Annotated in this window: 16 protein-coding genes; 6 read left to right on the forward strand and 10 right to left on the reverse strand. The window is 74.7% G+C overall.

Going from position 1 to position 23,485, the window contains the following annotated elements; all coding sequences use genetic code 11:
* Window positions 1-735, reverse strand: coding sequence for a 2-phosphosulfolactate phosphatase (locus ABZ881_RS26080; RefSeq protein WP_358488240.1), 735 nt, complete (start codon window positions 733-735; stop codon window positions 1-3).
* Window positions 736-829: 94 nt separating this feature from the next.
* Here ABZ881_RS26080 and ABZ881_RS26085 point away from each other — a divergent pair, with 94 nt between their 5' ends.
* The 3 genes from ABZ881_RS26085 (at window position 830) to ABZ881_RS26095 (ending at window position 6,540) form a co-directional block, all read left to right on the forward strand.
* Entirely contained in the window at window positions 830-2,227 is a 1,398-nt protein-coding gene (locus tag ABZ881_RS26085; protein WP_358488241.1) for an APC family permease, read from the forward strand.
* 183 nt (window positions 2,228-2,410) lie between these two features.
* Window positions 2,411-3,052 carry an antibiotic biosynthesis monooxygenase gene (locus ABZ881_RS26090; RefSeq protein WP_358488242.1) on the forward strand — a complete coding sequence of 214 codons (642 nt, stop codon included), beginning with the start codon at window positions 2,411-2,413 and terminating at the stop codon, window positions 3,050-3,052.
* Window positions 3,053-3,126: 74 nt separating this feature from the next.
* Window positions 3,127-6,540 (forward strand): arabinosyltransferase domain-containing protein, encoded by a 3,414-nt coding sequence (locus ABZ881_RS26095; RefSeq protein WP_358488243.1) that lies wholly within the window; start codon window positions 3,127-3,129, stop codon window positions 6,538-6,540.
* A gap of 49 nt (window positions 6,541-6,589) precedes the next feature.
* Here the strand turns inward: ABZ881_RS26095 and ABZ881_RS26100 are convergent, their stop codons facing one another.
* From ABZ881_RS26100 to ABZ881_RS26110, 3 genes are all read right to left on the reverse strand, one after another.
* Entirely contained in the window at window positions 6,590-7,468 is an 879-nt protein-coding gene (locus tag ABZ881_RS26100) for an alpha/beta hydrolase (RefSeq protein ID WP_358488244.1), read from the reverse strand.
* Entirely contained in the window at window positions 7,465-8,076 is a 612-nt protein-coding gene (locus ABZ881_RS26105; protein ID WP_358488245.1) for a histone-like nucleoid-structuring protein Lsr2, read from the reverse strand. Before ABZ881_RS26105 ends, ABZ881_RS26100 begins: the two co-directional genes overlap by 4 nt.
* A gap of 93 nt (window positions 8,077-8,169) precedes the next feature.
* Window positions 8,170-8,388 (reverse strand): hypothetical protein, encoded by a 219-nt coding sequence (locus ABZ881_RS26110; RefSeq protein WP_358488246.1) that lies wholly within the window; start codon window positions 8,386-8,388, stop codon window positions 8,170-8,172.
* 132 nt (window positions 8,389-8,520) lie between these two features.
* On the opposite strand from ABZ881_RS26110, the gene ABZ881_RS26115 reads away from it, so the two are divergent.
* Entirely contained in the window at window positions 8,521-8,985 is a 465-nt protein-coding gene (locus tag ABZ881_RS26115; protein ID WP_358488247.1) for a GNAT family N-acetyltransferase, read from the forward strand.
* A 58-nt stretch (window positions 8,986-9,043) separates the two neighbouring features.
* Here ABZ881_RS26115 and ABZ881_RS26120 read toward each other — a convergent pair whose 3' ends face one another.
* Entirely contained in the window at window positions 9,044-10,258 is a 1,215-nt protein-coding gene (locus ABZ881_RS26120) for an alkaline phosphatase (protein WP_358488248.1), read from the reverse strand.
* A gap of 282 nt (window positions 10,259-10,540) precedes the next feature.
* Here ABZ881_RS26120 and ABZ881_RS26125 point away from each other — a divergent pair, with 282 nt between their 5' ends.
* Window positions 10,541-11,023 (forward strand): hypothetical protein, encoded by a 483-nt coding sequence (locus ABZ881_RS26125; RefSeq protein ID WP_358488249.1) that lies wholly within the window; start codon window positions 10,541-10,543, stop codon window positions 11,021-11,023.
* Window position 11,024: 1 nt separating this feature from the next.
* Here the strand turns inward: ABZ881_RS26125 and serA are convergent, their stop codons facing one another.
* The 4 genes from serA to ABZ881_RS26145 all read right to left on the reverse strand — a co-directional run bounded on the left by serA (window position 11,025) and on the right by ABZ881_RS26145 (window position 17,554).
* Window positions 11,025-12,224: a phosphoglycerate dehydrogenase gene (gene serA, locus ABZ881_RS26130; protein WP_358488250.1), complete on the reverse strand. Its 1,200-nt coding sequence runs from the start codon at window positions 12,222-12,224 to the stop codon at window positions 11,025-11,027.
* A gap of 194 nt (window positions 12,225-12,418) precedes the next feature.
* Entirely contained in the window at window positions 12,419-13,141 is a 723-nt protein-coding gene (locus ABZ881_RS26135; RefSeq protein WP_358488251.1) for an SDR family oxidoreductase, read from the reverse strand.
* Between the two features lie 62 nt (window positions 13,142-13,203).
* Entirely contained in the window at window positions 13,204-16,680 is a 3,477-nt protein-coding gene (car, locus tag ABZ881_RS26140) for a carboxylic acid reductase (RefSeq protein ID WP_358488252.1), read from the reverse strand.
* Between the two features lie 100 nt (window positions 16,681-16,780).
* The gene (locus tag ABZ881_RS26145; protein WP_358488253.1) at window positions 16,781-17,554 is read right to left on the reverse strand and encodes a class I SAM-dependent methyltransferase; all 774 of its coding nucleotides are present in this window, start codon (window positions 17,552-17,554) and stop codon (window positions 16,781-16,783) included.
* Window positions 17,555-17,707: 153 nt separating this feature from the next.
* Between ABZ881_RS26145 and ABZ881_RS26150 the strand changes: the two genes are divergently transcribed.
* Entirely contained in the window at window positions 17,708-22,711 is a 5,004-nt protein-coding gene (locus tag ABZ881_RS26150) for an amino acid adenylation domain-containing protein (RefSeq protein ID WP_358488254.1), read from the forward strand.
* 6 nt (window positions 22,712-22,717) lie between these two features.
* On the opposite strand, the gene ABZ881_RS26155 is transcribed toward ABZ881_RS26150, so the two are convergent.
* Window positions 22,718-23,428, reverse strand: coding sequence for a VOC family protein (locus ABZ881_RS26155; RefSeq protein WP_358488255.1), 711 nt, complete (start codon window positions 23,426-23,428; stop codon window positions 22,718-22,720).
* Between the last annotated feature and the right edge of the window lie 57 nt (window positions 23,429-23,485).

The raw sequence follows: 23,485 nt of genomic DNA on the forward strand, positions 1-23,485 counted from the left end.
TCACCGGCGGTCCGGCTCGAACACCCCGTCCCGCAGCTCCGGCACCGCGGTCCCGGCGTCCAGCTCCGCGGCCACCTCGACGTCGTCGCCGAACCCGATGGCGGCCAGCTCCCGCCCGCTCGCGCAGCCGTGCAGCATCCCGGCCGGGTCGGCGAGCACCGGCCCGGCCGCGGCGGCCGCCGCGGCCGCCTCGGGGGAGCGGCCGTCGGCGGGCAGCGCCGCGATCAGCGCCCCCGCGCCCCACAGGTCCTCCACGGCCGGGCGCAGCGACCCGTCCGGCCACCGCTCGCCCGCGGCGACCACGGTGATCCGCAGGCCGCGCTCCAGCAGCGGACGGATCCGGTCCGCGGCGGCCGCCCGGTTCCGCAGCGACACCCCGAGCACCGGCCCGCGCGCCGCGGCGGCGATCGCGGAACCGTTGGGCGAGGGCAGCACCAGCCGCTGCAGCCCGGCCGCGGCCCGGACGGTGCCGGGGGACAGGCTGACCTCGCCCGGCCCGGCCGCCGAGCGCGGGACGGCCAGGGTCGCCCGGTGCGCCCGCGCGAGATCCGCCGCGCGCCCGTCGCGCCACCGGCACGGGACGACCGGCACGCCGCGGTCCGCCGCGACCGACAGCGTCGTGCTGAAGCTCAGCACGTCGACGACCACCAGCAGGTCGCCGGCGGTGGCGGCGGCGCCGACCGGCCCCCAGTCGAACCGGATCCGGTGGCCGTCCTGGCCGTGCACGCCGGACATCGCTGGCTCCCCCGACGGAGTGGTGCGTACCGGCACCCGGACGGGACGGTCTGGACCCTATCGGAACGAAACGATCGTCCCGGACGCTGTCGCCATGGGCAATGATCAAACCTTCGTCAAGGCGTTGGGCCGGGCGGACGTGCTGGCCGTCGGCTTCGGTGCGATGATCGGCTTCGGCTGGGTCGTGCTGGCCGGCGAGTGGGTGAGCGGTGCCGGGACCGCGGGTGCCGCGCTCGCCTTCGTGCTCGGCGGGTCGGTGATGGCCGTCGTCGGGCTCACCTACGCCGAGCTGGTGTCGGCGCTGCCGAAGGCCGGCGGTGAGCACCACTACGTGCTGCGCGCGCTGGGATCGCGCTGGGCGTTCGTCGCGTCCTGGGCGATGGTGCTCGGCTACCTGTCGGTCGTCGCGTTCGAGGCCGTCGCGCTGCCCGAGACGGCGCTGTACCTGTTCCCCGATCTCAACGCCGGCCTGCTGTGGACGGTCGCCGGTTACGACGTGTACGCCACCTGGGCACTGGTCGGGATCGTCGGCGCCGTCGTCATCACCTGGCTGAACTACGTGGGGATCCGGCCGGCCGCCGTCGCTCAGACGATCGCGGTCGCGTTCCTGGTGGGCGTCGGGATCGTGATGCTGACCGGCACCGTCGTCGGCGGCAGCGCCGCGACTGCGGAGCCTTGGTTCACCGGCGGGTTCGCCGGGATTCTCGGGGTGCTGGTGGCGGTGCCGTTCCTGTTCGTCGGCTTCGACGTCATCCCGCAGTCCGCCGAGGAGATCGACCTGCCCGAGCGGCACATCGGACGGCTGCTGGTGGTGTCGGTGTTGATGGCGATCGCGTTCTACGTGGTCATCGTGGTCGGGACCGGGTTCGCACTCGGCGACGACGCGCTGGGCAGCTCCCAGCTCGCCGCCGCCGACGCCATGGGTGTCCTGTGGGGGCATCCGGCGTTCGGCACGCTGCTCGTGCTCGGTGGCATCGCGGGCATCCTGACCAGCTGGAACGCCTTCCTGATCGGGGCGAGCAGGCTGGTCTACGCGATGGCTGCGTCCGGCATGCTGCCGCGCTGGTTCGCGTTCGTGCACCCGCGGTTCCGTACGCCGACGCACGCGATCCTGTTCCTCGGCGGACTGTCGGTGCTCGCGCCGCTGTTCGGCGACAACATGCTGACCTGGCTGGTGAACGCGGGCGGCCTGACGATCACGATGGGCTTCACCATGGTCGCGGTGACCTTCCTGGTGCTGCGCCGTCGCGAGCCCGGGCTGGTGCGGCCGTTCCGGGTGCGCGGCGGCCCGGTGATCGGGACGACCGCCGCCGTGGCGAGCCTGGTGCTGCTGTCGCTCTACCTGCCGGGGATGCCGGCTGCGCTCGGCCTGCCGGAGTGGACGATCGTCGGCACCTGGTGGCTCGCCGGGCTCTACTTCCTGACCCGCTTCCCGGAGACCGGCCCCGGCCCCGACGCCGAGAGCCGCCTCGTCGCCGCGACCGGCCGCTGATCCGCCACCGCCCCGCGCCGTCCGCACGGGATCCGATCCATACGAACCGGACGATCCCGTGCGAGCCGGACGATCCCGTGCGAGCCGGACGAACCCGTGCGAACCCGGGTGAAGCGCCGCGCCCCCGATGTGACCTTCGGCGGGCGGGGTGCGACCGCGGGCCGGTGGGGCCACCATTCCGCTATGGCCGTTGACACCCCCACCGGCGTCCGCTCGCCCGGCACCACCCCCGCCGACGCGACCACCGCCCCCGTCACCGTCTCGTTCACCCGCCGCGCCGATCCCGAGCACGCCACCGAGATGGTCGCCTGGATCCGCTCCGGGCTGCTGCTGGCCGAGGGCTTCTCCGGCTTCCTCGGCGGCGGCTGGGTCCGCACCCGCGGCGGGTCCGACGAGTGGCACATGCTCGCCCGCTTCGACTCCCCGGACTCGCTGGCCGGCTGGGAGGCCAGCCCGGAACGCCGCTGGTGGCTGGGCTCCGCGCAGGGCCTCGCCGAGATGACCCGCGCCGAGCGCCGCACCGGCATCGAGGGCTGGTTCGACACCCCCGAGCAGGTCGAGGCCGTCGGACCAGTGCAGGCCGGCCCGCCGCGCTGGAAGCAGGCGACCACCATCTGGCTGGCGTTCTTCCCGCTGAACCTGCTCGCCACCGTCACCCTGGGCGCGCTGATCGCGGACTGGCCGGTGGTGCCGCGCACGGCGGTGCTGACCCTCGTGCTGACCCCGCTGATGGTGTACCTGATCCTGCCCCGGATCACCCGGCTGCTCGGCTGGTGGCTGCACGGCCAACGGTTCCGGGACCGGCACCTCAGCCCCGCCGGCTGACCCGGCACATCCGCCCGGCTGATCATCCACGGGGGCCCCCGGACCGTCCGTTGCGCGGTCGCTACCGTCGTTCGGTGCTCACCTCGGAACCGACGGTCGCGGAACGGGAGCCGGTCGACACCGCACGTGACCGCCTCCGCCTGCGCTGGGCGGGCGGGCTCGGCCTGCTCGCCTTCGTGCTGGCCGTCGCCGTGCCGTTCCTCCCGGTGATCCAGCACGAGAACACGATCGTCTGGCCGTCGCCGTCCACCGGCACCGCCGACGTCAACGCGCCGCTGGTCGCGCTGCGCCCGGAGTCGATGTCGGTCACCGTGCCGGCCGAGGCCATCCGCAGCCTGGACGCGCGCACCCCCGGCCCGGCGACCGTGGTGTCCACCGTGCCGCCCGAGTCGCCGGAGGGCGCCCGCTCCGGGATGTCGCTGTCGGTCTCCGACGGCAGGCTGTTGCTGGTCAACCGCGGGCAGGAGCTGGTGGCGGCGCCGCTGCGGGACGGCCCGACACAGGTGCGGGTCACCTCCGACGCCCGGTCCAGCACCGTCGATCTCGGCTCCGGGGCGCAGACCTTCGAGGGCGACCTGCGGCCGCAGTCGGTCGGTGTCTACTCCGATCTGGACGCCGACCTCGATCCGCTCGCCGACACCGCCGTCCGGATCAGCCCGGACACCCGCTTCGACACCAGCCCGTCGGTCTGGAAGACGGCGGCGACCGTCGTGGCGAGCGTCGCGCTGGTCGGCTCGCTGCTCGCACTCGCCGGGGTGGACCGCCGGCTCGGCCGCAGCCCGCACCGGGCCGGGCGGGAGGCCGTCGGCGGGCTCGCCGGGCGGTGGCCGCCGCGGCTGCGCCGCTGGTGGTCCCGGGCCCGTCCACGGCCGGTCGATCTCGTGGTCACCGCGGTGCTGTTCGTCTGGATGGCGATCGGGGGCCAGACCTCCGACGACGGCTTCACCCTCGGCATCGTCCGGGACGTCCCGAGCTCGGGCTATGTCGGCAACTACTACCGCTGGTACGACGCCGCCGAGGCGCCCTTCGGCTGGTTCTACGATCTCTACGCGCTCTGGGTGCAGGTCTCGGACTCGCTGCTGTGGCTGCGGCTGCCCTCGGTGCTGATGGGCATCACCGCGTGGTGGCTGGTGTCGCGCGGCCTGCTGCCCCGGCTGGGCAGGCAGGCCCGCCGCTCGCACGCCGCGACCTGGGCCGCCGCCGCGGTGTTCCTGGCGTTCTGGATGGCCTACAACTCCGGCCTGCGCCCGGAACCGGTGGTCGTGGTGTGCTCGCTGCTCGCGCTCGTGTGCGTCGAGCGGGCGGTCGCCCTGCAGCGGCTGCTGCCGCTCGCGCTCGGCCTGTTCGCCGCGTCGATGGCGGTCGGCGCGAACCCGGCCGGGCTGATCGCCGTCGCCCCGTTCCTGGCCGCGGTCCGGCCGCTGTGGCGACTGCTCAGCAGCCGGGTGCGGGTGTTCGGCCCGGCCCCGGTGCTCGCCCCGCTGCTCGCCGCGGGCACCGCGATCCTGATGATCGCCTGGGCGGACCAGAGCTGGGCCGCGGTCATCGAGTCCACCCGGATCCGCTCCGACATCGGCCCGGACTGGCCCTGGTACACCGAGATCGAGAACCGCTACGCGCCGCTGTTCGCCGGCACCGCGGACGGCTCGATCGCCCGCCGCTTCCCGATCCTGCTGGTCATGCTGTGCACGCTGGCCTGCGTCGCGGTGCTGATCCGCCGCTCCCGGATCCCGGGCGCCGCGCTCGGCCCCGCGCAGCGGCTGATCGGCAGCACGATCATCTCGTTCCTGATCTTCGCGATGACGCCGACGAAGTGGACCCACCACTTCGGCGACCTGGTCGGGCTCGGCGCCGGGATGGTCGCGCTGGCCGCGATCGCGACCGGATCGGACGCGCTGCGGTCGCTGCGCAACCGGCTCGCCTTCCTCTCGGCCGCGTTCCTGGTCGCCGCGCTCAGCGCCGCCGGGCCGAACACCTGGTGGTACACCAACAACTGGGGCGTCCCGTGGGCCGACGAGCAGCTGATGCTCGGCGGTTTCGAGGTCTCCACGGTGCTGCTGTTCGCGGCGCTGCTGCTGGCCGCCGGCGCCGGCGTCGAACACCTGCGCGGCATCCGCGAGGAACGCCATCCCGACCAGCTCGCCGTGCTGGAACGCGCGATCGGCCGGCTGCCGCTGGTCGGCCGCTGGTGGCGGGCCCGGGACTGGCGGCGGGACGCCTCGGCGGCATTGGCCGCCACCCGCAGACTGCGGCTCACCTCCGCCCCGCTCGCCCTGCTCTGCGGGATGCTCGTGACGTTCAACCTGTGGTCGATGACCGCGGCGATGCAGAACCAGGCCGGCTCCTGGTCGATGGGTGCCGACGCGCTGACCCACCCGTTCGGCGGCTCCTGCGGGCTGGCCAGCCAGGTCTACGCCGAACGCAGACCGGCCGACGGCGTGCTCACCCCGGCACCGGAACCGAGCGGGATGGCCCCGCCCGCCAACCCCGATCTGCTCCCGACCGTCGCCCCGCCGCCCCCGCCGGGGGAGGCGACCGCCACCCCGGCCCCGCTGCCGCCCGGCGTCGTGCCGCCGAACAGCCCGGACGCGGAGCTGCTCAACCCGACCAGCGGCGGATCCGGGTTCCGTCGCGACGGGCTCCCGCCGACCGGCGGCGGCACGGGCGTCTCCGGGTTCGAGTACGTGCTGTCCGGCGGTCTGGGCAGCGACGCGGCCCCGGCGTTCGGCAGCTTCGACCCGTCCGGCCAGAACACCGGCACCCTGCGCACGCCGTGGGCCGAGCTCACCGCGGACCAGCGGGCCGGCACGACCCCCCTGGTGGTGACGGCGGCCGGCCGGCTCGGCGGCGGCAACCGGCTGACGATCCAGTACGCGACCCGGCTCGACGACGGCCGGGTCCGGATCGTGGAGCAGACCACCCTCGACGACGGCCGTGGCGAGGAGATGCCGTGGCGGGAGCTGCGGTTCGACCTCCCGGAGGCCGCCCGCAGCGCCACCGAGGTGCGGATGGTGGTGCAGGACAACTCGGTCGGCGCCGACGGCTGGCTGGCCGTCGCGCCACTGCGCGCCCCGCAGCTCGCCCCGCTGTCCACCGTGGTCGCGGACCAGCCGATGTTCCTGGAGTACCCGGTGTCGCTGGCCAGCCCCTGCCTGCGCCCGTTCGCCACCTCGGGCGGGATCGCCGAGATCCCGGCGTACCGGCTGCAGGCCGACGGCAGCCGGATGCGGTCCGACGGCGAGGGCTGGTCCAGCCCGCAGGCCGGTGGTCCGCTCGGCTGGATCACCGTGATCGGCAAGCAGAACGAGCTGCCCACCTACCTGGAGGGCGACCCCGCCCGGGACTGGGGCAAGGTGCAGTCGATCCAGCCGTACCGGCCCGACGCCGTCGGTCCCACGCTGGAGCGCACCGACCGGTTGCGCGCCGGGACCTACAGCTCGGGACCGCTCCCGGAGCCGCCGCCGGGCATCCCGTCGCCGAGCCGCTGACCCGGCGCCGGCCGGGCCCGGTCCGGGCTCCGGGCCGCCGCAGGCCCGGTCACGGCCGTCGCCCGGCCAGCCGGAGGATCTCGCCGGCGACCAGGTCCGGCTCGGTGACCGGGACCAGGTGCCCGGACCGCAGCGCGAGCACGTGTCGGCGTTCCGGCCCGAGCGCGGCGCGGACGGTGTGCGCGGTGTTGAGCGCGGCCCGGGCCCGGCGGCCGGTCCCGGTCGCCGCCGTCCCGGAGATGACGGTGACCGGGACGGCGCCGGTGTCCGGCGGGTCGGCGCGCAGCGCGCGCAGGTCGGTCACGGTGGACGCCGCCTCGGCGAGGTGACCGGCGACGCCGGCGGGGGAGAGCCACTCGGCGCGCAGGTCCGCGGCCGCGTCGGCGGGCAGCCCGCGCCGCATCGGCGCCGACGCCCAGCGGAGCAGGCCGGTCCGGGCCAGCGCCGGCAGCAGCGCCGCAGTGATCCGCTCCTGCACCGCGAACGCCCGGGTGAAGTACAGCTCGCAGCCCTCGTCGGTCGGGTCGACCAGGACCAGCCCGGCCACCCGCTCGGGGCGGGCGGCCACGGCGACCCGCGCCACCGGGCCGCCCCAGCTGTGCCCGGCGAGCAGGTATCGGTCGGCGCCGATCCGGTCGAGGACGTCGTTCAGGTCCATCGCGAGCCGGTGCAGGATCCGCGGGCCCGGATCGGGGGCGCTGCGGCCCAGCCCGGACCGGTCGTACACGACGACCGGGGCACGCCCGGCGATCGCGCGCTGCACCGCGGCCCAGGACGACCGGGTGGCCCCCATCCCGGCTTCCAGGACGACCGTCGGCATCCCGGGCGGACCGGGTGTGCGCTGCAGGAACAGCGTGCGGCCGTCCCGGGTGCGGACGTGGCCCGGTGTGCCCTGGCAGTGCGGCACCGCTGTCGCCCGGCCGGTCAACCGCTGAACCGGACCGCGGGGGCAGGACGCCGGTCCGGATCGGCCCCGGCCTCGGCGGATCCGGACCCGGACGCCGGGTCGGGTGCGGAGCCGAACGGGGTGGCCGGCGCGAACGGCCCGCCGGGCGCAGCGTGCCCGGCGCCGCTCTCCCCGCCGGACGGCGCAGGCTCGGCCCCGGTGTCGGGGACCGGATCGGCCGCCGCCTGCCCGCCCCGCCGGTACGCCTCGACGACGCCGGACGGGATCCGGCCGCGTTCGGAGACCGCGTAGCCGTGCTCCCGGGCCCAGACCCGGACCGCCCGGTTCTGCTCGCGGACCGCCGGGTCCCCGTCCGCGCCCGGACGCGGCCCCGTCGATGCCGACTGCCCCGTCGGCGCCCTCGATGCCGTCCGCGCCGTTGATGCCGGCCCCGCCGCGCGACGGGCGCGCGGGGCACCGGCCGGGCGGGCGGCGGCGAGGAAGGGCGCCAGCTCCTCCCGGAGCCTGCGGGCGTTGCCGGCGCTCAGGTCGATCTCGAACCGGATCCCGTCGAGCCCGAAATCGAGGGTCTCGTCCGCATCGCCGCCGGTGATGTCGTCGACGAGCCGGGTCGTCTCGACCTTCGCCACTGCTGTTCCTCTCGCGTCGCCGGTCCGGGAGCCCGGTGGTCGGCACGATCATAACGATGCGTGACCGGGCGACGGGCCGGACGGACGCGGCGCTCAGCAGCCCCCGCCGCCGCCACCGCCGCCGTCACCGCCGGAGCAGCCCCCGCCGGCGAACGAGCCGCCGCCGCCGTCACCGGCGCCGGAACCCGCGTAGCCCGCTGAACGGGCGCGGGGCCGCCCCGGGCGGGACGCCAGTCGCGCGCCGAGGGCCGCCACACCCGTCAGGGCGAGGCCGACCAGTACGAGTACACCGACCACCACGAGAACGTTCACGATGCTCTCCTCCCGGACGCGAGCTGGGTCACACTGCAAGTGCCCCCGACGATAGGGCGGCGGGGGAGCGGCGGAGCCGGACTTGAGCAGTTCTTGAGGCCGGTACCGGCGCGTCTGCGGCACGATGTGGCTGTGCGCATCACGATCGACGATCTCAGCGGCCCGGCGGTCCTCGACCTCCTCGCCGATCATCTCGCCGACATGCACGCGCAGGGCCCGCCGGAGAGCACCCACGCGCTGGACGTGGCCGCACTGCGCGATCCGGCCGTCACCGTCTGGGCCTGCCACGACGACACCGGGGCGCTGCTCGGCTGCGCGGCACTGAAGGAGCTCGCCGACGACGACGGCGAGATCAAGTCGATGCGGACCGCGCCGTGGGCGACCGGCCGCGGCGTCGGCGCCGGCCTGGTCCGGCACGTCGTCGGCGAGGCCCGCCGGCGCGGCTACCGGACGCTGCACCTGGAGACCGGCTCGACCGCGTACTTCGCGCCCGCCCGGCGGCTCTACCAGCGGCACGGGTTCGTGCCGTGCCCACCGTTCGCGGACTACCCGGAGGACCCGAACAGCGTGCACATGCGCCTGGACCTGACCGAATGATCAGCGATCGGTGGTGGATCGGTGCCGCCGCCGGCACCGATCCACCACCGGACGACGATCAGCCGCCGTGCTGCGCGGTGCGGAGCACGCCGTAGAGGTCACGCAGGTGCTCGGTGCCGACGAACCCGTCGAACCGCTCCGAGCCGGGCCCGGTGGCGCGCACCGGCACCGGCGCCCCGGTGTGGCCCGGGTTGGTCGCCCAGGCGATCCGGATCGGCCGGCCGTCCGCGGCGGTGAAGGTCTCCTCCGCGCGCTCCTCGAAGACCAGCGCCATGCCGCCCGCCTCGTGATCGGCGGTGACGACGACGAGGGTGTCGTCGCGGCCCTGCGCGAACTCCAGCACCCGCTCGACGGCCCGGTCCAGCGCGATCGTGTCGCCCATCGCGTTGGCGCCGTCGTTGTCCTCCGCCGCCGGGTCGATCATGCCGCCCTCGACCATCAGGAAGAAGCCGTCGTCGTCGCGGCTCAGCGTGGCCAGCGCGGCGTCGGTCATCTCGGCGAGCGTCGGCTCGACCGGAGTGCGCTCGCGGTCGTAGTTCATGTCGGTGCACTCGAAGACGCCGAGCAGCCGGTCGGCGTCCGCGGCCAGCAGCTGGTCGCGGTCCCGGGCGACGGTGTACCCGGCGGCCGCGTAGTCGGCGAACAGGTCGCGCCCGTCGGTCCGGTCGGTCTCCTCGGCGGCGCAGTGCTCACCGGCGGTGCCCGCCGGCAGGAAGAACGACTCGCCGCCGCCGAGCAGCACGTCGATCCCGTTGTCCAGGTACTGCCCGGCGATCTCGCTCTGCAGGTCGCGATCGGGCACCGAGGAGGCGAACCCGGCGGGGGTGGCGTTCGCGATGTCCCGGGTGCTGATCAGCCCGACGCCCTTGCCCGCCTGCTGGGCGAGCACGCCCAGCGTCTCGTCCAGGGTGTTCGCGCCATCCGGGGTGACGTTGAGGGACCCGTTCTCCACGAGCGTGCCCGAACCCATCGACGACGCCGCCGCGGCCGAGTCGGTCACCAGGTCGTCGGCGGAGAAGGTGGCGGCCCGCGCCCGGTGCGGGACCGTCTCCATGGCCAGCGGCTCGTCCCGGCCGCGGTCGAGGTAGCGGGAGGCGAGGATCTGGGTGTCCGACATCCCGTCACCGATCACCAGGATCACGTTCTTCGCCGCAGGCTCGCCGGCCGCCGTCGCCGATGCCGCGGCGCAGCCGGCGGGCAGGGCCAGCAGCGCCGCACCCGCCAGTGCCACGGCCGCCCGGCCGGCCCGCCGGCCGCTCGTCGTTCTGATCACGGATCGTCCCTCCGTCGATGATCGATCGAAGCGGACATTACGGATGTACGGCGCTGATTCCGATACCGTCGTGCCGACTGCTTCCCGAGCGTTCACCCTGCGTGCACCGGGACTGTGATGCCGCTCTCGCTCGAACGTACAGCGTGACCTAGAATGCTCTACGAGCCGTAGAAATACGGTGCCGAACGCCAGACCGCTCGACGGTCCACCACCTGGGCGACCGGCTGACGTTCCGCCGTCCGTCCGCATCCGGGTGCGGGGACGGAAACGGAGCCACGGGGAATGACGGTCGAGTCCGGCCTGGTCAACGCAGACCTGCGCCGCAAGCGATCGGTGGATCTCGCGCAGGTGATCCACGAACGGTTCGGCGAGGACGTGACGACACTGCGCGGGGGACTGCTGACCTACCCCTACCCGCATCCGCTGCCGGACCGGCACCGCGTCGAGATCGGGGTGCCCGCCGTCCGCGGCGGACCGGAGCTGATGCTCGTCGCCTCGACCGCGCCGGACGGCGCCGCACCGGCCCGCGGCGTCGGGATCTGGGAGCTCGCCGTCGCCGTCCGCGACGGGGGAGTGCTGCCGAAGGGGGAGGCCGAGGGCTGGGCCCGGGCCGTGTTCGGCTACCGCTGCGCGCCGCTGGTGTACCGGCGCCGGGCGGGCGGCTCCTGGCTGCGCCGCCCGTCCGGCGTCGAGTTCGTGGTGCACCACGGCGAGCACGGCCCGATGCACCCCTCGGACGTCGAGGAGTACGGCGCGTGCGCCTGAGCTACAGCTCGTAGGAGCGCAGCCACACCGTCTGCGGCGCCCGGCGCAGCGCCGACAGCACGCCGTCCGGCAGCACCTGGTCGGTGTCGGTCAGCACGTAGCCGTGGTCGCCCTGGGTGGACAGCGACTGCCCGGTCACGTTCACCCCGGCGTCGGCGAGCAGCCGGTTGATGTCGGCGAGCACCCCGGGGCTGCTGGTGTGCAGGTAGCCGGTGCGGAACACGCCCGGCGGGCGCGGCGCGGCGACGTTGGGCAGGTTCACCGACAGCGCGGTGGCGCCGCCCGAGACGAAGTCGACGAGCTTGGTGGAGACGAAGTGGCCGATCTCCTCCTGCGCCTCCTGGGTGGAGCCGCCGATGTGCGGGGTGAGGATGACATTGTCCAGGCCGCGCAGCGGCGAGTCGAACTCGTCGCCCTGCGCCTTCGGCTCGATCGGGAAGACGTCCACCGCGGCGCCCGCGATGTGCCCGGACAGGATGTTCTCGCGCAGCGCCAGCTCGTCGATCACCATCCCGCGCGAGGCGTTGATGAACATCGACCGCGGCTTCATCCGGGCGAACTGCTCCGCGCCGAACAGGCCGGCGTTGCCGGGGCGGCCGTCGACGTGGATGGAGACGATGTCGGCCTGCTCCAGCAGCGCGTCCAGGGTGGGGACGCGGCGGGCGTTGCCGTGCGCGAGCCGGTCCGCGGTGTCGTAGAAGATCACCCGCAGGCCGACCGCCTCGGCCATGTTGGACAGCTGGGTGCCGATGTTGCCGTAGCCGACGATGCCCAGCGTGCGGCCGCGGATCTCGTGGCTGCCGCGCGCGGACTTGTCCCAGACGCCCTCGTGCATCCGCTGGGTCTTCTCGGTCAGCCGGCGGGCCAGCACCACGATCTCGCCGAGCACCAGCTCGACGACGCTGCGGGTGTTCGAGTACGGCGCGTTGAACACCGCGATCCCGCGCTCGGCCGCCGCGGACAGGTCGACCTGGTTGGTGCCGATGCAGAAGCAGCCGACGGCGAGCAGGTCCTTCGCGGCGTCCAGGACGCCGTCGGTGATCGTCGTGTTGGACCGGATGCCGAGCAGCTGGACGCCGGACACCGCATCGAGCAGCTCGTCGCCGCTGAGCGAGCCGGGTCGCGTCTCGACCTCGATGCCCGCGCGACGGAACGCCTCGGCGGCGCCGGGGTGGATGTTTTCGAGCAGCAGAGCCTTCACCCGACCCAACCTAGGCGCCCGGGCCGGTCGGCAGACACCCGGCGGGAAGGGTGGTGACACACCGAGACCTCGCCGGAGCCGGGACCGGCCTCGCCGGGACCGTCCTGACCAGCGATCGCGCCTGGGCCGGTCTCGACACGACCACACCGATCGAACCCGTCCGCCAGGTGCATCGGCGAGGCGGGGCCCGACCGTCAGCGAGTGGTCCGGGTACCGCCGTTCACGGCGAGGGACTGGCCGGTGACGTGCCGGGCGGCAGGACCGGCGAGGAAGCCGATCGTGCCCGCGACGTCGTCGGGGCTGCCCGCCCGCCCGGTCAGCGCCGCGTCGACGAACGACTGGCGGTACTCGTCGGGCAGCATCCCCCGGAAGAACTCGGTGTCGGCGACGAACCCGGGGGCGACCGTGTTCACGGTGACGTCCTGCGGGCCGAGCTGGGTCGCGAGATCGACCGTCCAGGAGGCGAGGGCGGCCTTGGCCGCGCCGTAGGCGCCGGAACCCTGGTCCGCTGCGATGGACCCGATGTTGACCACCGCGCCACCCGGCGCGAGCCGCTCCCGCAGCGCGGTGGTGACCAGGACCGCGGAGAGCAGGTTCGCGTCCAGGTTCGCCCGCCACGCCTCGGCCGTCTCGGCCAGCGTGGACGGCGGCTCGCGGTCGAAGTCGGTGTTGCCGCCCGCGTTGTTGACGAGCACGTCGACCTGCGCGGGGAGCTGGTCCAGGGCGGACTCGACCTGGGCCGGGTCGGTCGCGTCGAACGGGAGTGCCGTGGCCCGGTCGCCGAGCCCGGCGACGGCGGCGTCGAGCACGTCCTTCCGGCGACCGGTCAGGACGACCCGGTCCCCTCCGGAGTGGAAGACCCGGGCGGTGGCCAGGCCGATCCCGGTGGCGGCGCCGGTGACGACGACGGTGCGCATGAACGATCCTCTCTCGATGACGACGGGTCGCACCGGCGGCACGCGCCATGCGGTGCGGGTACCTACCGCAGGCCGAGTGCCTGCAGGTCGGTGACGTACTTCCGGACCAGGTGCCGGTCCACACCCGGGACCTCTCCGGTGCCGTCCAGTCCGGCGGCCCGGGCCGCGGCGACGAACCGGGTGGTGGACGGCGCGGCCGGTGGTGTCCCGGTGCCGGGTGCGCGCAGCGCGTCCAGCAGGGGGAGCGCGCTGAACGCGGCGACCCGCTCGTCGAGCGTGTGTAGCCCGATCTCGAACCGCCTCAGCCAATCCTGTGGGTCGTCGACGCGGGTGATCTCCGCACCGCTCTCGGCGAGCCAGTCGACGACGGTGTCCAGCGACGCGCCGCCGGGGTCCGGATCGGTCACGTGGAACACCCGCCAGCCCTCCTCCGCCGGCCCGGTGCCGAGCCGGACGACGGCATCGGCGACGACGTCGACCGGCAGTCCCCCGTAGGGCGAGGCTTCCCCGCCGGGGCCGTGGAACGACGTCGGCGCGAGACCGGTGTGCAGGATGCTGAGGACCAGGCGGGTGAACATGTCGGGCCGGTTCAGTTGCCCGCGGAACCGCCGGTGGGCGAGGATCATGCCGGTGCGCAGCACCGTCACCGGCACGCCGCACCGGTCGTGCGTGGCGCGGAGCAGGACCTCCGCGGCCCACTTGCTGTTCGCGTACCCGGCGGCGTACCCGTCGGAGAGCCTGCGGACCGGGCTCACAGCGCGGAGGTCGTCGTCCTCGGTGAGCGGGCCCTCCATCCGGTCGCCGACGGCGATCGTGGACAGGTACACGATCCGCTTGCGCCGCGAGGTGAGCGCCAGCCGCACCACCTCGGCCGTGCCGCGGACGTTCGGGCCGAACAGGTGCTCGTAGGGGAGCAGGTGGTTCACCAGGGCGGCCGGGTGCACGATCGTGTCGACCGTGCGGGTCAGCTCCGCCCAGCGCCCCGGATCCAGGCCGAGCTGCGGGCGCTCCACGTCACCCGCGACGACCTGCAGCCGGTCGGTGGCGGCCGTGCGGAACCGGTCGACCAGCTCGGCGTCACCGGTGTCGAAGGCTGCGTCGAGACGGCGCCGGGCCTCGGCGTCGTCGGCGCCCCGGACCAGGCAGACGACCGGTCCCGACGAGCGTTCCAGCAGTTCCAGGGCGACGAACCGGCCGAGGAAGCCGGTAGCGCCGGTGAGCAGCACGCTGCCGGGGTCCTCGCCCGGCCCGGGCGCGTCCGCGGCCGCATCCAGGAGCGTCGGGTCGAGGAAGGTCTCCGGGGTGAGGTCGGCGGCCCGGAGCGTGTCCCCGGCGCCGTGCACCGACCGCGCGGTAGGGCCGGCGGGGCCGCCGGCGCGGGCGTCGCTCACCACCTGCGCCACTGCGGCGAGGGTGGCGGTGGGGCCGACGATCGCGGTGACCGGGACCTCGACGTCGTAGAGGTCCCGCAGCAGCGAGGCGAAGCCGAGCGCACTCATGGAGTCGCCGCCCAGGTCGGCGAACGCGGCCTGCGGCTCCGGTGTGGACGGGCTCCCGGTGAGCGCCGCCGCGGCCTCCAGCACCGTCTCCAGCGGGCCGCGCCCGCCCGCGTCCCGGCGCAGCCGGGTGAGGCGATCCTCCCGCCGGGTGTCGAGGTCGGCGCAGAGTGCCTCCAGCCGGTCGGCGTACCGGGCGTCGAGCCGGGGCCGCAGCGGCTTGCCGACCTCGGAGAGCAGCCCGTTGCCGATGCTGAACGGCTCGGGCTCGACCAGGATGTCGCGGGGCACCTCGTACGGGCGCAGCCCGGCCGCGTCGGCCTGGTCGCGGATCGACCGGGTGAGCGCGGCCCGCAGCTCGCCGGGATCGGGGTGCGCCCGGAGGGCCTGCGCGGTGGGGACGATGACCGCGACCAGGTAGGACCGCCCGGCGCGGCCGTGGACGAAGACCTGCTCGACGAGCGGGGCGGCGAGCAGCGCGTCCTCGACGGTCGAGATCGCCACGAACTCCGCCTGGGACAGCTTGAGGACGTTGTTCCGGCGGTCCACGAAGCGCAGCTCGTCCGGCCCGGTCAGGGCCATCACGTCCCCGGTGCGGCAGAAGCCGTCGGCGTCGAACAGTTCGGCGTCGAGGTCAGGGCGCCGGTAGTAGCCGGAGATCATCGTGTAGGTCTTCACGAGCAGCTCGCCGCGGGGGTACGGACGGTCCGTGGCGAAGTAGCCGAGCTCGGGGACGTCGACGAGCTTGTAGTCGATCACCGGTGGCCGCAGGATCTGGTTGTCGATCACGAAGGCGGATCCGGTCTCGGTGGTCCCGTACCCCTCGTGCAGGGGGATCCGGAACAGTTCCTCCATGAGTGCACGCACCTCGTCGTTGAGCAGTGCGCTGCCGTTCGACGCCATCAGGATCCGACCACCGAGCACCCGGTCCCGCAGGTCCGCGATCGCCTCCCGGCGGGCCCTGTCACGGTCCTGTCCGGCCGCGGTCCGGGCCTCCAGGTCGCCTGCGAACCGGTCCCGGATCAGTTCGCACACCCGCGGCACCAGCCAGAGTTCGGTCGGGCGTACCAGCTCCAGGTCGGTGAGCAGTGTGGACAGGTCGCCGCTGCCGACCGAACAGCACACCCCGCCCCTGGCCAGCGCGCCCACCAGCGCGTAGCGGCCGGTGATGTGGCTCATCGGCATGAAGTGCAGGAAGACGCCCGGCCGGGGCACCTGGGAGAAGCCGTGCCAGCCCATGGCCAGCAGCGGTTCGGTGAACATCGCGCCCTTGGGGGCGCCTGTGCTGCCCGAGGTGTAGAGGATCTGCGCGAGCGGTTCGGTCCCCGGCTCGGGGACGAACAGCGGTGCCTGCGGCAGCCCGAGGCCCGAGTCGACGAGTTCGGCGAGGGTGTGGACGCGGGTGCCGGTGTCGCCGAGCGCGACCCTGGCGTCGGCCACGATCTCCTCCACCCGTTCCCGCGGGCGCCCCTGCGCCAGCACGACCAGGTGCGGTGGCCGGACCTCCGCGGGCAGTGCCGCCAGCACGGAGTCGAGCAGGTCGACCCCGACCGCGAGTGCACGTGGATCCGTCTCCCGCATGATCGAGGCCCACTGCGCGGCGGATCCTGAGGTGGCGAGCGGGACCGACACCACGCCTGCCGAGATCGCCGCCAGCTCCAGCAGGTTGTAGTCCACGCTGGACGAGGCGAGGGAGCACAGCAGGTCGCCCGTCCGCAGGATCGGTTCCGGCCCGTGCCGCCAGGCGGTGCCGATCGCGCGGGCCCTGGTCCACGCCTCGCGGTGGGTGATCGTCCGGTAGCGCGCCTCGGGCCGGTCGACGGTGCGGCCGTCCGGCTCGCGCACGGTGGTCGTCGGCCGCTCGCCCAGCGCGGGCCGGTCGCCGTAGCCGAGCATGATCGTCTCGACGATCTCGCTCTGCGCCGTGCACCCGGCGACGGCGTCGGCGACCTCCGGCAGCGGGGCGTGCGCCGCGAGATTCGGCTCTGCCGCCATGAGCTCGGCCAGTCGCAGGTCCTCGGCCGTCTGCGACGGGTCAGCCATGGGTCCTCCGCGGTAGGGGTGCACGGGGTGGTGTGCGGACCGCGGCGGGACGGCCCGGGCGGCGATCGACGCCAATGATCGTTACTAAGGTAAGGCTATCTTAGGTTCCTGGGAGAGTCGAGCAGATCGATCCGCCGCCGGCCCGCCTGGCCAGCCACAGTCCCCATCGGAACGGCGCGGCGCCGGTGTGCTCGGCGTGGCAGCCCGCGGCGACGAACGCGTCCCGGAACTGCTCGGGTGTGAACAGGGTCAGGTCGATCTCCTCGGTGGCGTGCCGGATGCCGTGTGCCGGGTCGGCGGTCGCGTGGTGGACGACCATCCTGATCCGCTGCGACGCCCGGTCCAGCCAGTCCGAATGGGACAGCCGCACGATGCTCCGTCCGCCCTCGTCGAGGGCGTCGGTCGCGATGTAGCCGGGCAGGAAGTCCTCCGGGTGGTACCAGGGCTCGACGATCAGCACGCCGCCCGGCGCGAGGTGGTCCGCCAGCCGGGCGACGGTCGCGTCGAGCTCGGCCGCCGAGCTCAGGTGCGGGACCGCGAACAGGCACGTGATCGCGTCGAAGCGCTCGGCCAGCTCGATCCGCCGCATGTCGACGACGTGTCGGTGCAGCGAGTCCACCCGGCCCGCCGCGATCGCGAGCGCCTCTGGTGAGAGGTCGGCCGCATGCACGGTGTCGAAGGACGGCGCGATCCGCTCCAGGTGCAGGCCGGTGCCGCAGGCGACGTCCAGCAGGGAGTGCGCGCCGGGGCGCCACCGCCCGATCAGCTCCAGCAGTGCCCGGCACTCGCCCGCGTGGTCGTGTCCTCGCCTGCGCATCAGCAGGTCGTAGACCTCGGCGTAACCGTCCTGGTAGAGGCCCTGTGCAGGGGTCATGTGGGGTGGTCCTCGATGGGGAGGCGGTGTCCGGCCGGCCCCGGCGGCTCCTGTCAGGGGCCTTGGCGCGGGTACCGGCGCCTGGTTAGCTAAAGGATGCCTTACCTAACTTTGGGGAACAAGTGAGCCGGAGCGGTGCGCGGAGGTATGCCGATGGACGTCGTCGAGCTGGTCGCCGAGTTGCGTGGACGCGGCGCGACCCTGTGGGCCGACGGCGGAAGCCTTCGTTTCCGGGCACCCCGCGGGGTGCTCACCACCGAGCTGCGCGAGTCGCTGACGGCCCGCAAGGAGGAGGTGCTCGCGCTGCTGCGGGCCGATGAGGAACCGGTCGTCGTCGGGGATCCGGATGCCCGCCACGAACCGTTCCCGCTGACCGATGTGCAGGCCGCGTACCTGCTCGGCCGGTACGACGTCTTCGGTTACGGCGGTGTCGCCTGCCACGTCTACCTGGAGAAGAGCTACCCCGACCGGGACCCGGAGCGGCTGGCGGCGGCCTGGCGCCGGGTGGTGGAGCGGCACGACATGCTGCGGGTCGTGTTCGACGCCGACGGCTCGCAGCGGGTGCTCCCGGTCGGCTCGGCCCCGGACCCCACGCCGGTCTGCCTCGACCTGCGCGGCAGCACGACCGCCGAGGTACAGACCGCCCGGGACGCGGTCCGGGCCGAGCTGGGGAACGCGATCCACGACCCGGCGTCGGGCCGGATGCACGAGCTGCGGCTGACCCGGTCCGACGACGGCGCGGTGCTGCACGTCTCGATCGACTTCCTGGTCGCCGACTGGCCGGGCATCGCCAGGGTCCTCGGTGAGCTCGACGCGCTGTACGACGATCCGGACGCCGATCTCCCGCTGGCCCGGATCGGTTTCCGCGACTACGTGCTGGCCGAGCGCGGGCTGCGCGACACGCCCCGCTACGGCCGGGACCGGCGGTACTGGCTGGACCGGATCGACGATCTGCCGCCCGCGCCGGAGCTGCCCCGGGCCGAGCCCGCACCGGCCACCGGCGATCCGGAGTTCCGCAGGCACCGGTTGCGGCTCGACGCCGCCGACTGGTCCGCGCTCGGTGAGCGGGCGCGGGCCCGGAACGTGACCCCGTCGGTCGCCGTGCTGGCCGCGTACGCGGAGGTGGTGCGGGCCTGGAGCAGGCGCCCGCGGTTCTGCCTCAACCTCACCGTCCTGGGCAGGCGGCCGCTGCACCCGGACGTCGAGCTGGTGGTCGGCGACTTCACCTCGGTGAGCCTGCTGGAGGTCGACGGCAGCGCGCGGCGACCGTTCGCCGAGTCCGCACGGGAGATCGGCGTCCGCCTGTTCGACGACCTGGACCACGGCCTCTACTCCGGGGTCGAGGTGATGCGGGAGATCACCCGGCGCCGCGGCCGGGAGGCGGCGCTGATGCCGGTCGTGTTCACCAGCGCGATCGGGCGCGAGGCCGGGACCGGCACCGGGGCCGGCGGGGACTCCGACCGGTTCGGGATCAGCCAGACCCCGCAGGTCGTGATCGACTGTCAGGTCGTGGACGACGCCGACGGCCTCGCCGCGAACTGGGACGTCCGGACCGGGGCACTGCCCGAGGGTGTCGTCGAGGACATGGTGGCAGCGTTCGCCGAGCTGCTGACCCGGCTGGCCCGGGAGGACGCGGCCTGGGACGGAGCCGAACCCGTCCCGCTGCCCGGGCACCAGCGCCGGGCCCGCGCCGCGGTGAACGACACCGCCGGCCCGGTCCCGGACGGGATGCTGCACACCCGGCTGCTGGAGCAGGCCGACCGCACCCCGGACGCCCCCGCCGTGATCGGCGCGGCCGAGACGCTGAGCTACCGGGAGCTGGTGCGGCGGGCGCGGGAGATCGCGGCCGTCCTGACCGTCGCCGGGTGCCGTCCCGGCGACCGGGTCGCGGTCGTCATGGACAAGGGCGTCGAGCAGGTCGTCGCGGCGCTGGCGACGCTGCTCGCCGGGGCCGCCTACGTCCCGGTGGACGTCGTCCTCCCGGCCGCCCGGAGGCGGACCGTGCTGGAGGCGGCGGGCGTCGCGGCCGTTCTCGGGCAGTCCTGGGCCGACATCCGGGCCGACGTCCCGGCGGGCGTCCCGGTGATCGACGTCGATGACCCGGGGCCGGTCCCCGAGACGGCCGTCGTGCCGTCCGCCGTGCCCACCGACCTGGCCTACGTGATCTACACGTCCGGCTCCACCGGCGCGCCCAAGGGCGTCATGACGTCGCACCGTGCGGCGCTCAACACGGTCGAGGACATCACCCGGCGCTTCCGGATCGGCCAGGGCGACCGGGTGCTCGGGCTGGCCAACCTCGGGTTCGACCTGTCGGTCTACGACCTGTTCGGTGCGCTCGGCGCGGGTGCGGCGCTGGTGCTGCCCGCGCCCGGCCGTCCGGTCGACCCCGGGCACTGGGCCGACCTCGTCGAGACCGAGGGCGTCACCGTCTGGAACTCGGTCCCGGCCCAGATGCAGGTGCTCACGACCATGCTGGAGAGCACCGGTCGGCGGCTGCCGTCGCTGCGGATCGCGCTGCTGTCCGGGGACTGGATCCCGCTGACGCTGCCCGGCCAGGTCCGGGCGGCGTGCCCGGCGGTCGAGCTGGTCAGCCTCGGCGGCGCGACCGAAGCCGCGATCTGGTCGATCCACCACCGGATCGGCACCCTCGACCCCGGCTGGCGGAGCATCCCCTACGGCACGCCACTGGCCAACCAGGGGTTCCGGGTGCTCGACGAGCACGGGCGGGACCGGCCGGACTGGGTCGCCGGTGACCTCGTGATCACCGGCCTCGGTCTGGCGGAGGGCTACGCGGGCGATCCCGCGCTCACCGCGGCCCGGTTCCCGACCCACCCCGACGGCACCCGGATCTACCGGACCGGCGACGTCGGGCGCTACCGCCCGGGCGGCATCATCGAGTTCCTCGGCCGGGAGGACACCCAGGTGAAGATCCGGGGCAACCGGATCGAGCTGGGCGAGGTCGAGGCGGTCCTGCTCGACGCCCCCGGTGTCGGCGAGGCCGCCGTCGTGCTGGACGCCGCACCGGGACCGGGTGTGGACCCCGGGCTGGTCGCCGCCGTCGTGCCCGCCGCGCCGCCCGCCCCGGAGCCGGACGCGCGCGGGTCCGCCGCGGTCCTGGACGGGCTCCGGGCCGCGGCGCGGGCGGCGGTGCCGCGCGGGGCGGGTCCCGCCGTGGCCGCGGTCTGCGACCGGATCCTGACCACCGCGGCGGGCCCGGGCACAGTCCGGTTCGTCGAGATCGGCGCCGGCCGCACGGCCACCCACCGGCACGTCCTGCGGGCGATCGAGGGGTTCGACGTCGACTACCTCGCCACCGACCCGGACCCGGAGCTGCTCGCCCCGGTCCGGGCCAGGGGCGCGCGCTTCGACTCGTTGCGCACCGCGGTGCTCGACCCCGCCGGGGCACCCGCCGAGCCCGGTGGACCGGCCGGGGCGCGGCGCCCGGCACCGGGCACCGTGGACGTCCTCGTCGTCGCGGCCTGCGACCCCGGCCTCGACCCGGCCGCGGCGATCGAGGGGCTGGCCGACACGCTCGCCGCGGGCGCCTGGATAGTCGTCGTCGACCGTCGGGACACCGGCCGCGCCGACCGGCTCGCCGCGGCCGCCCGCGGGCCTGCCGAGGTACTCGCCGACCTCGACGACGGCACCGATCTCCTCGTGCTGCGGGCGAACCCGGCGCGGGCCCGGATCGACCGCGACGCGCTCGACGGGTACCTGCGCTCCCGGCTGCCCGCGGCGGCGGTCCCGCCGGTGATCGTCACGGTGGACGTGTTGCCGTTGACCGGGAACGGGAAGGTCGACCGCGCCGCCGTGCGCGAGCTGGGTCGGTCGCACCGGCCCGCGCCGCCGGACGGTGCCGCGGAGCCGGTGACCACCGGGCAGGACGGCCTGGAGCGGGACCTCGCCGCGGTGGCCGCCGAGCTCATCGGCACCGGGCCGGTCGGACGCACGGTCAACCTCTACGACCTGGGTGCGGACTCGCTGGTGATGGCCCGCCTCGCCGGACGGTGGCGGGAGCGGGTCCCGGACGCCCACGCGGTCGCGTTCGACGTCCTGCTGCGGCAGCTGCTCAACAGCGCGACGATCGCCGCGGTCGCCGACCTGCTGCGCCGCCGCGGCGGAACCCCGGAGCCCGCGGCCGCGGGGACCCACCCGGCCCCGGACCCCGCCGCCGGCCCGGCTGTGCCCGCTCCCGCCGCGGCCCCCGGTCCGGCCGGGATCGGCCAGCTGGTGTGGTTCACCGCGCCGCCGGAGCCCGGCACACCGGCGGGACCGGTCCGGGTCCTGTTCCATGCGGGCTTCGGCACCATGGACTGCTTCCGCACCCTGGCGTCCCGGCTGGCCGGGCAGCGCCTCGGGCCGGTCGTCGGCGTCGCGCTGGACGACGTGGACGGCTACTGCGCCGTGCCACCCGAGGACGTGGTCGCGGTCGCCGCCGACGACTACACCGACCGGCTGCTCGGCACCGGGGTGCGCGACTTCCAGCTCATCGGGTACTGCATCGGCGGGATCTTCGCGGCGGAGGTGGCCTCCCGGCTGGTCGAACGCGGCGCGGCCGTCGCCGATCTGACGCTCGTCGACGCCATGCCGATGTTCTTCGACGTCGAGGAGGAGCTGTTCGTCGAGGCCGCGTTCGTCCCCTCGCTGGGCCTGACGCCGGACACGGCGGTCTACGGGGGTGTCGATCCCGCGGAGCTGATGCGGGCGATGGAGGTCGCGATGGCGGCCCACGACGGCCGTCTCCCCGCAGGCGCGCTCGGCGCCGTCGGCGGCGACCCCGGGCTGGACGCGGTGGCGGCCACCCTGCGCCGGATCGCCGGCCGCCCGCAGCGTGAGCGCCTGGAGGAGTACGCCCGCGCCGCGTCGGACGGGATGCATCCGCCCGGCGCGATCCCCGGCCTGTACCGCACGTTCCGGCAGAGCCTGCTCGCCTCCCGGCACCGGGTCGAGCCGGTCGACGCCGACGCCACCTACCTGCGTCCCGCCTCGTCGGAGAGTGCGGGCGCCGAGATCGGTGCCGAGACGATGTCGTACTGGCGGGACGCGATCCTCGGCGAGCTGGAGGTGGTCGACGTCGGCGGCGACCACTTCAGCTGCATCGAGCCACCGCACGTCGAGGCCGTGGCCGGGCACCTGGCGGCCCGGCTCGGCCGGTGAGCGCCCTCAGCCCGCGTGGACGACGGCGCCGTGCAGCAGGGCCGGGTCCGGCGCCCGGTCCAGCCCGGCGACGGTGATCGACACGACCCCGGTGCGGTCGGCGGGCTCCCGTCGCAGGACGGGGTCGCCGGGCCCGACGATCGCGTCGGTCACGGCGACCTCCTCGGCGGCGACCCCCAGGGTGATGCCGGTGACGGCCTGCGCGCCATTGGGATGGGCGGTCGACGGGGGTCGCTGGGGCGGGTCGTAGGCGGAGACGACGAACGGGGCCCGGGACGGCCCGGCCATGGCGAACTCGTAGCGCACCCGCTCGCCGTCCGGACGCACCCGGCTGCTGCGGATCCGCCGACCGAGCCGTGCCCCGGCCCGGTTCAGGGCGCGCAGGTCGGCGCGCAGGTCCGTGGAGTCCGTCTCGATCGCCAGGTCGCAGAAGCCCTCGATGCCGGTGCGGGCCCACCGGGCGACCCGGTCGGCCATCGCGGACCCGTAGCGCAACGCGATCAGCGGGCGCAGCCGCGCCGCCTGGGCCGGCAGTTCGAACAGCTCCAGGAACGGACCGGAGGCGAACCACACGTGGGCGTTGTGCGCCTTCTCCGGGGCGGTGGCGTAGTCGACGGTGAAGCCGAGCTCCCGGAAGTCGCGGACGGCGTCGTGCAGCGCCGCGACCTTGACCAGGACGTGCCCGGCGCGACGGGCCGGGAGGGGTGGAGCGGTCACGGGACCTCCGATGTCGGGATGGACGCCGGTACCGCGGCGGCGGTCCGGTGGTGGGAC

The organism is Pseudonocardia sp. NPDC046786 (assembly GCF_040645415.1).
GTDB classification, from domain to species: Bacteria; Actinomycetota; Actinomycetes; order Mycobacteriales; family Pseudonocardiaceae; genus Pseudonocardia; species Pseudonocardia kongjuensis.

Coding starts and splice junctions, on each gene's coding strand:
- ABZ881_RS26090 (WP_358488242.1), top strand. CDS start 2,411: ATGGCCGTTGACACCCCCACCGGCGTCCGCTCGCCCGGCACCACCCCC.
- car (WP_358488252.1), bottom strand. CDS start 16,680: ATGGCTGACCCGTCGCAGACGGCCGAGGACCTGCGACTGGCCGAGCTC.
- ABZ881_RS26080 (WP_358488240.1), bottom strand. CDS start 735: ATGTCCGGCGTGCACGGCCAGGACGGCCACCGGATCCGGTTCGACTGG.
- ABZ881_RS26125 (WP_358488249.1), top strand. CDS start 10,541: ATGACGGTCGAGTCCGGCCTGGTCAACGCAGACCTGCGCCGCAAGCGA.
- ABZ881_RS26145 (WP_358488253.1), bottom strand. CDS start 17,554: ATGACCCCTGCACAGGGCCTCTACCAGGACGGTTACGCCGAGGTCTAC.
- ABZ881_RS26085 (WP_358488241.1), top strand. CDS start 830: ATGGGCAATGATCAAACCTTCGTCAAGGCGTTGGGCCGGGCGGACGTG.
- ABZ881_RS26135 (WP_358488251.1), bottom strand. CDS start 13,141: ATGCGCACCGTCGTCGTCACCGGCGCCGCCACCGGGATCGGCCTGGCC.
- ABZ881_RS26150 (WP_358488254.1), top strand. CDS start 17,708: ATGGACGTCGTCGAGCTGGTCGCCGAGTTGCGTGGACGCGGCGCGACC.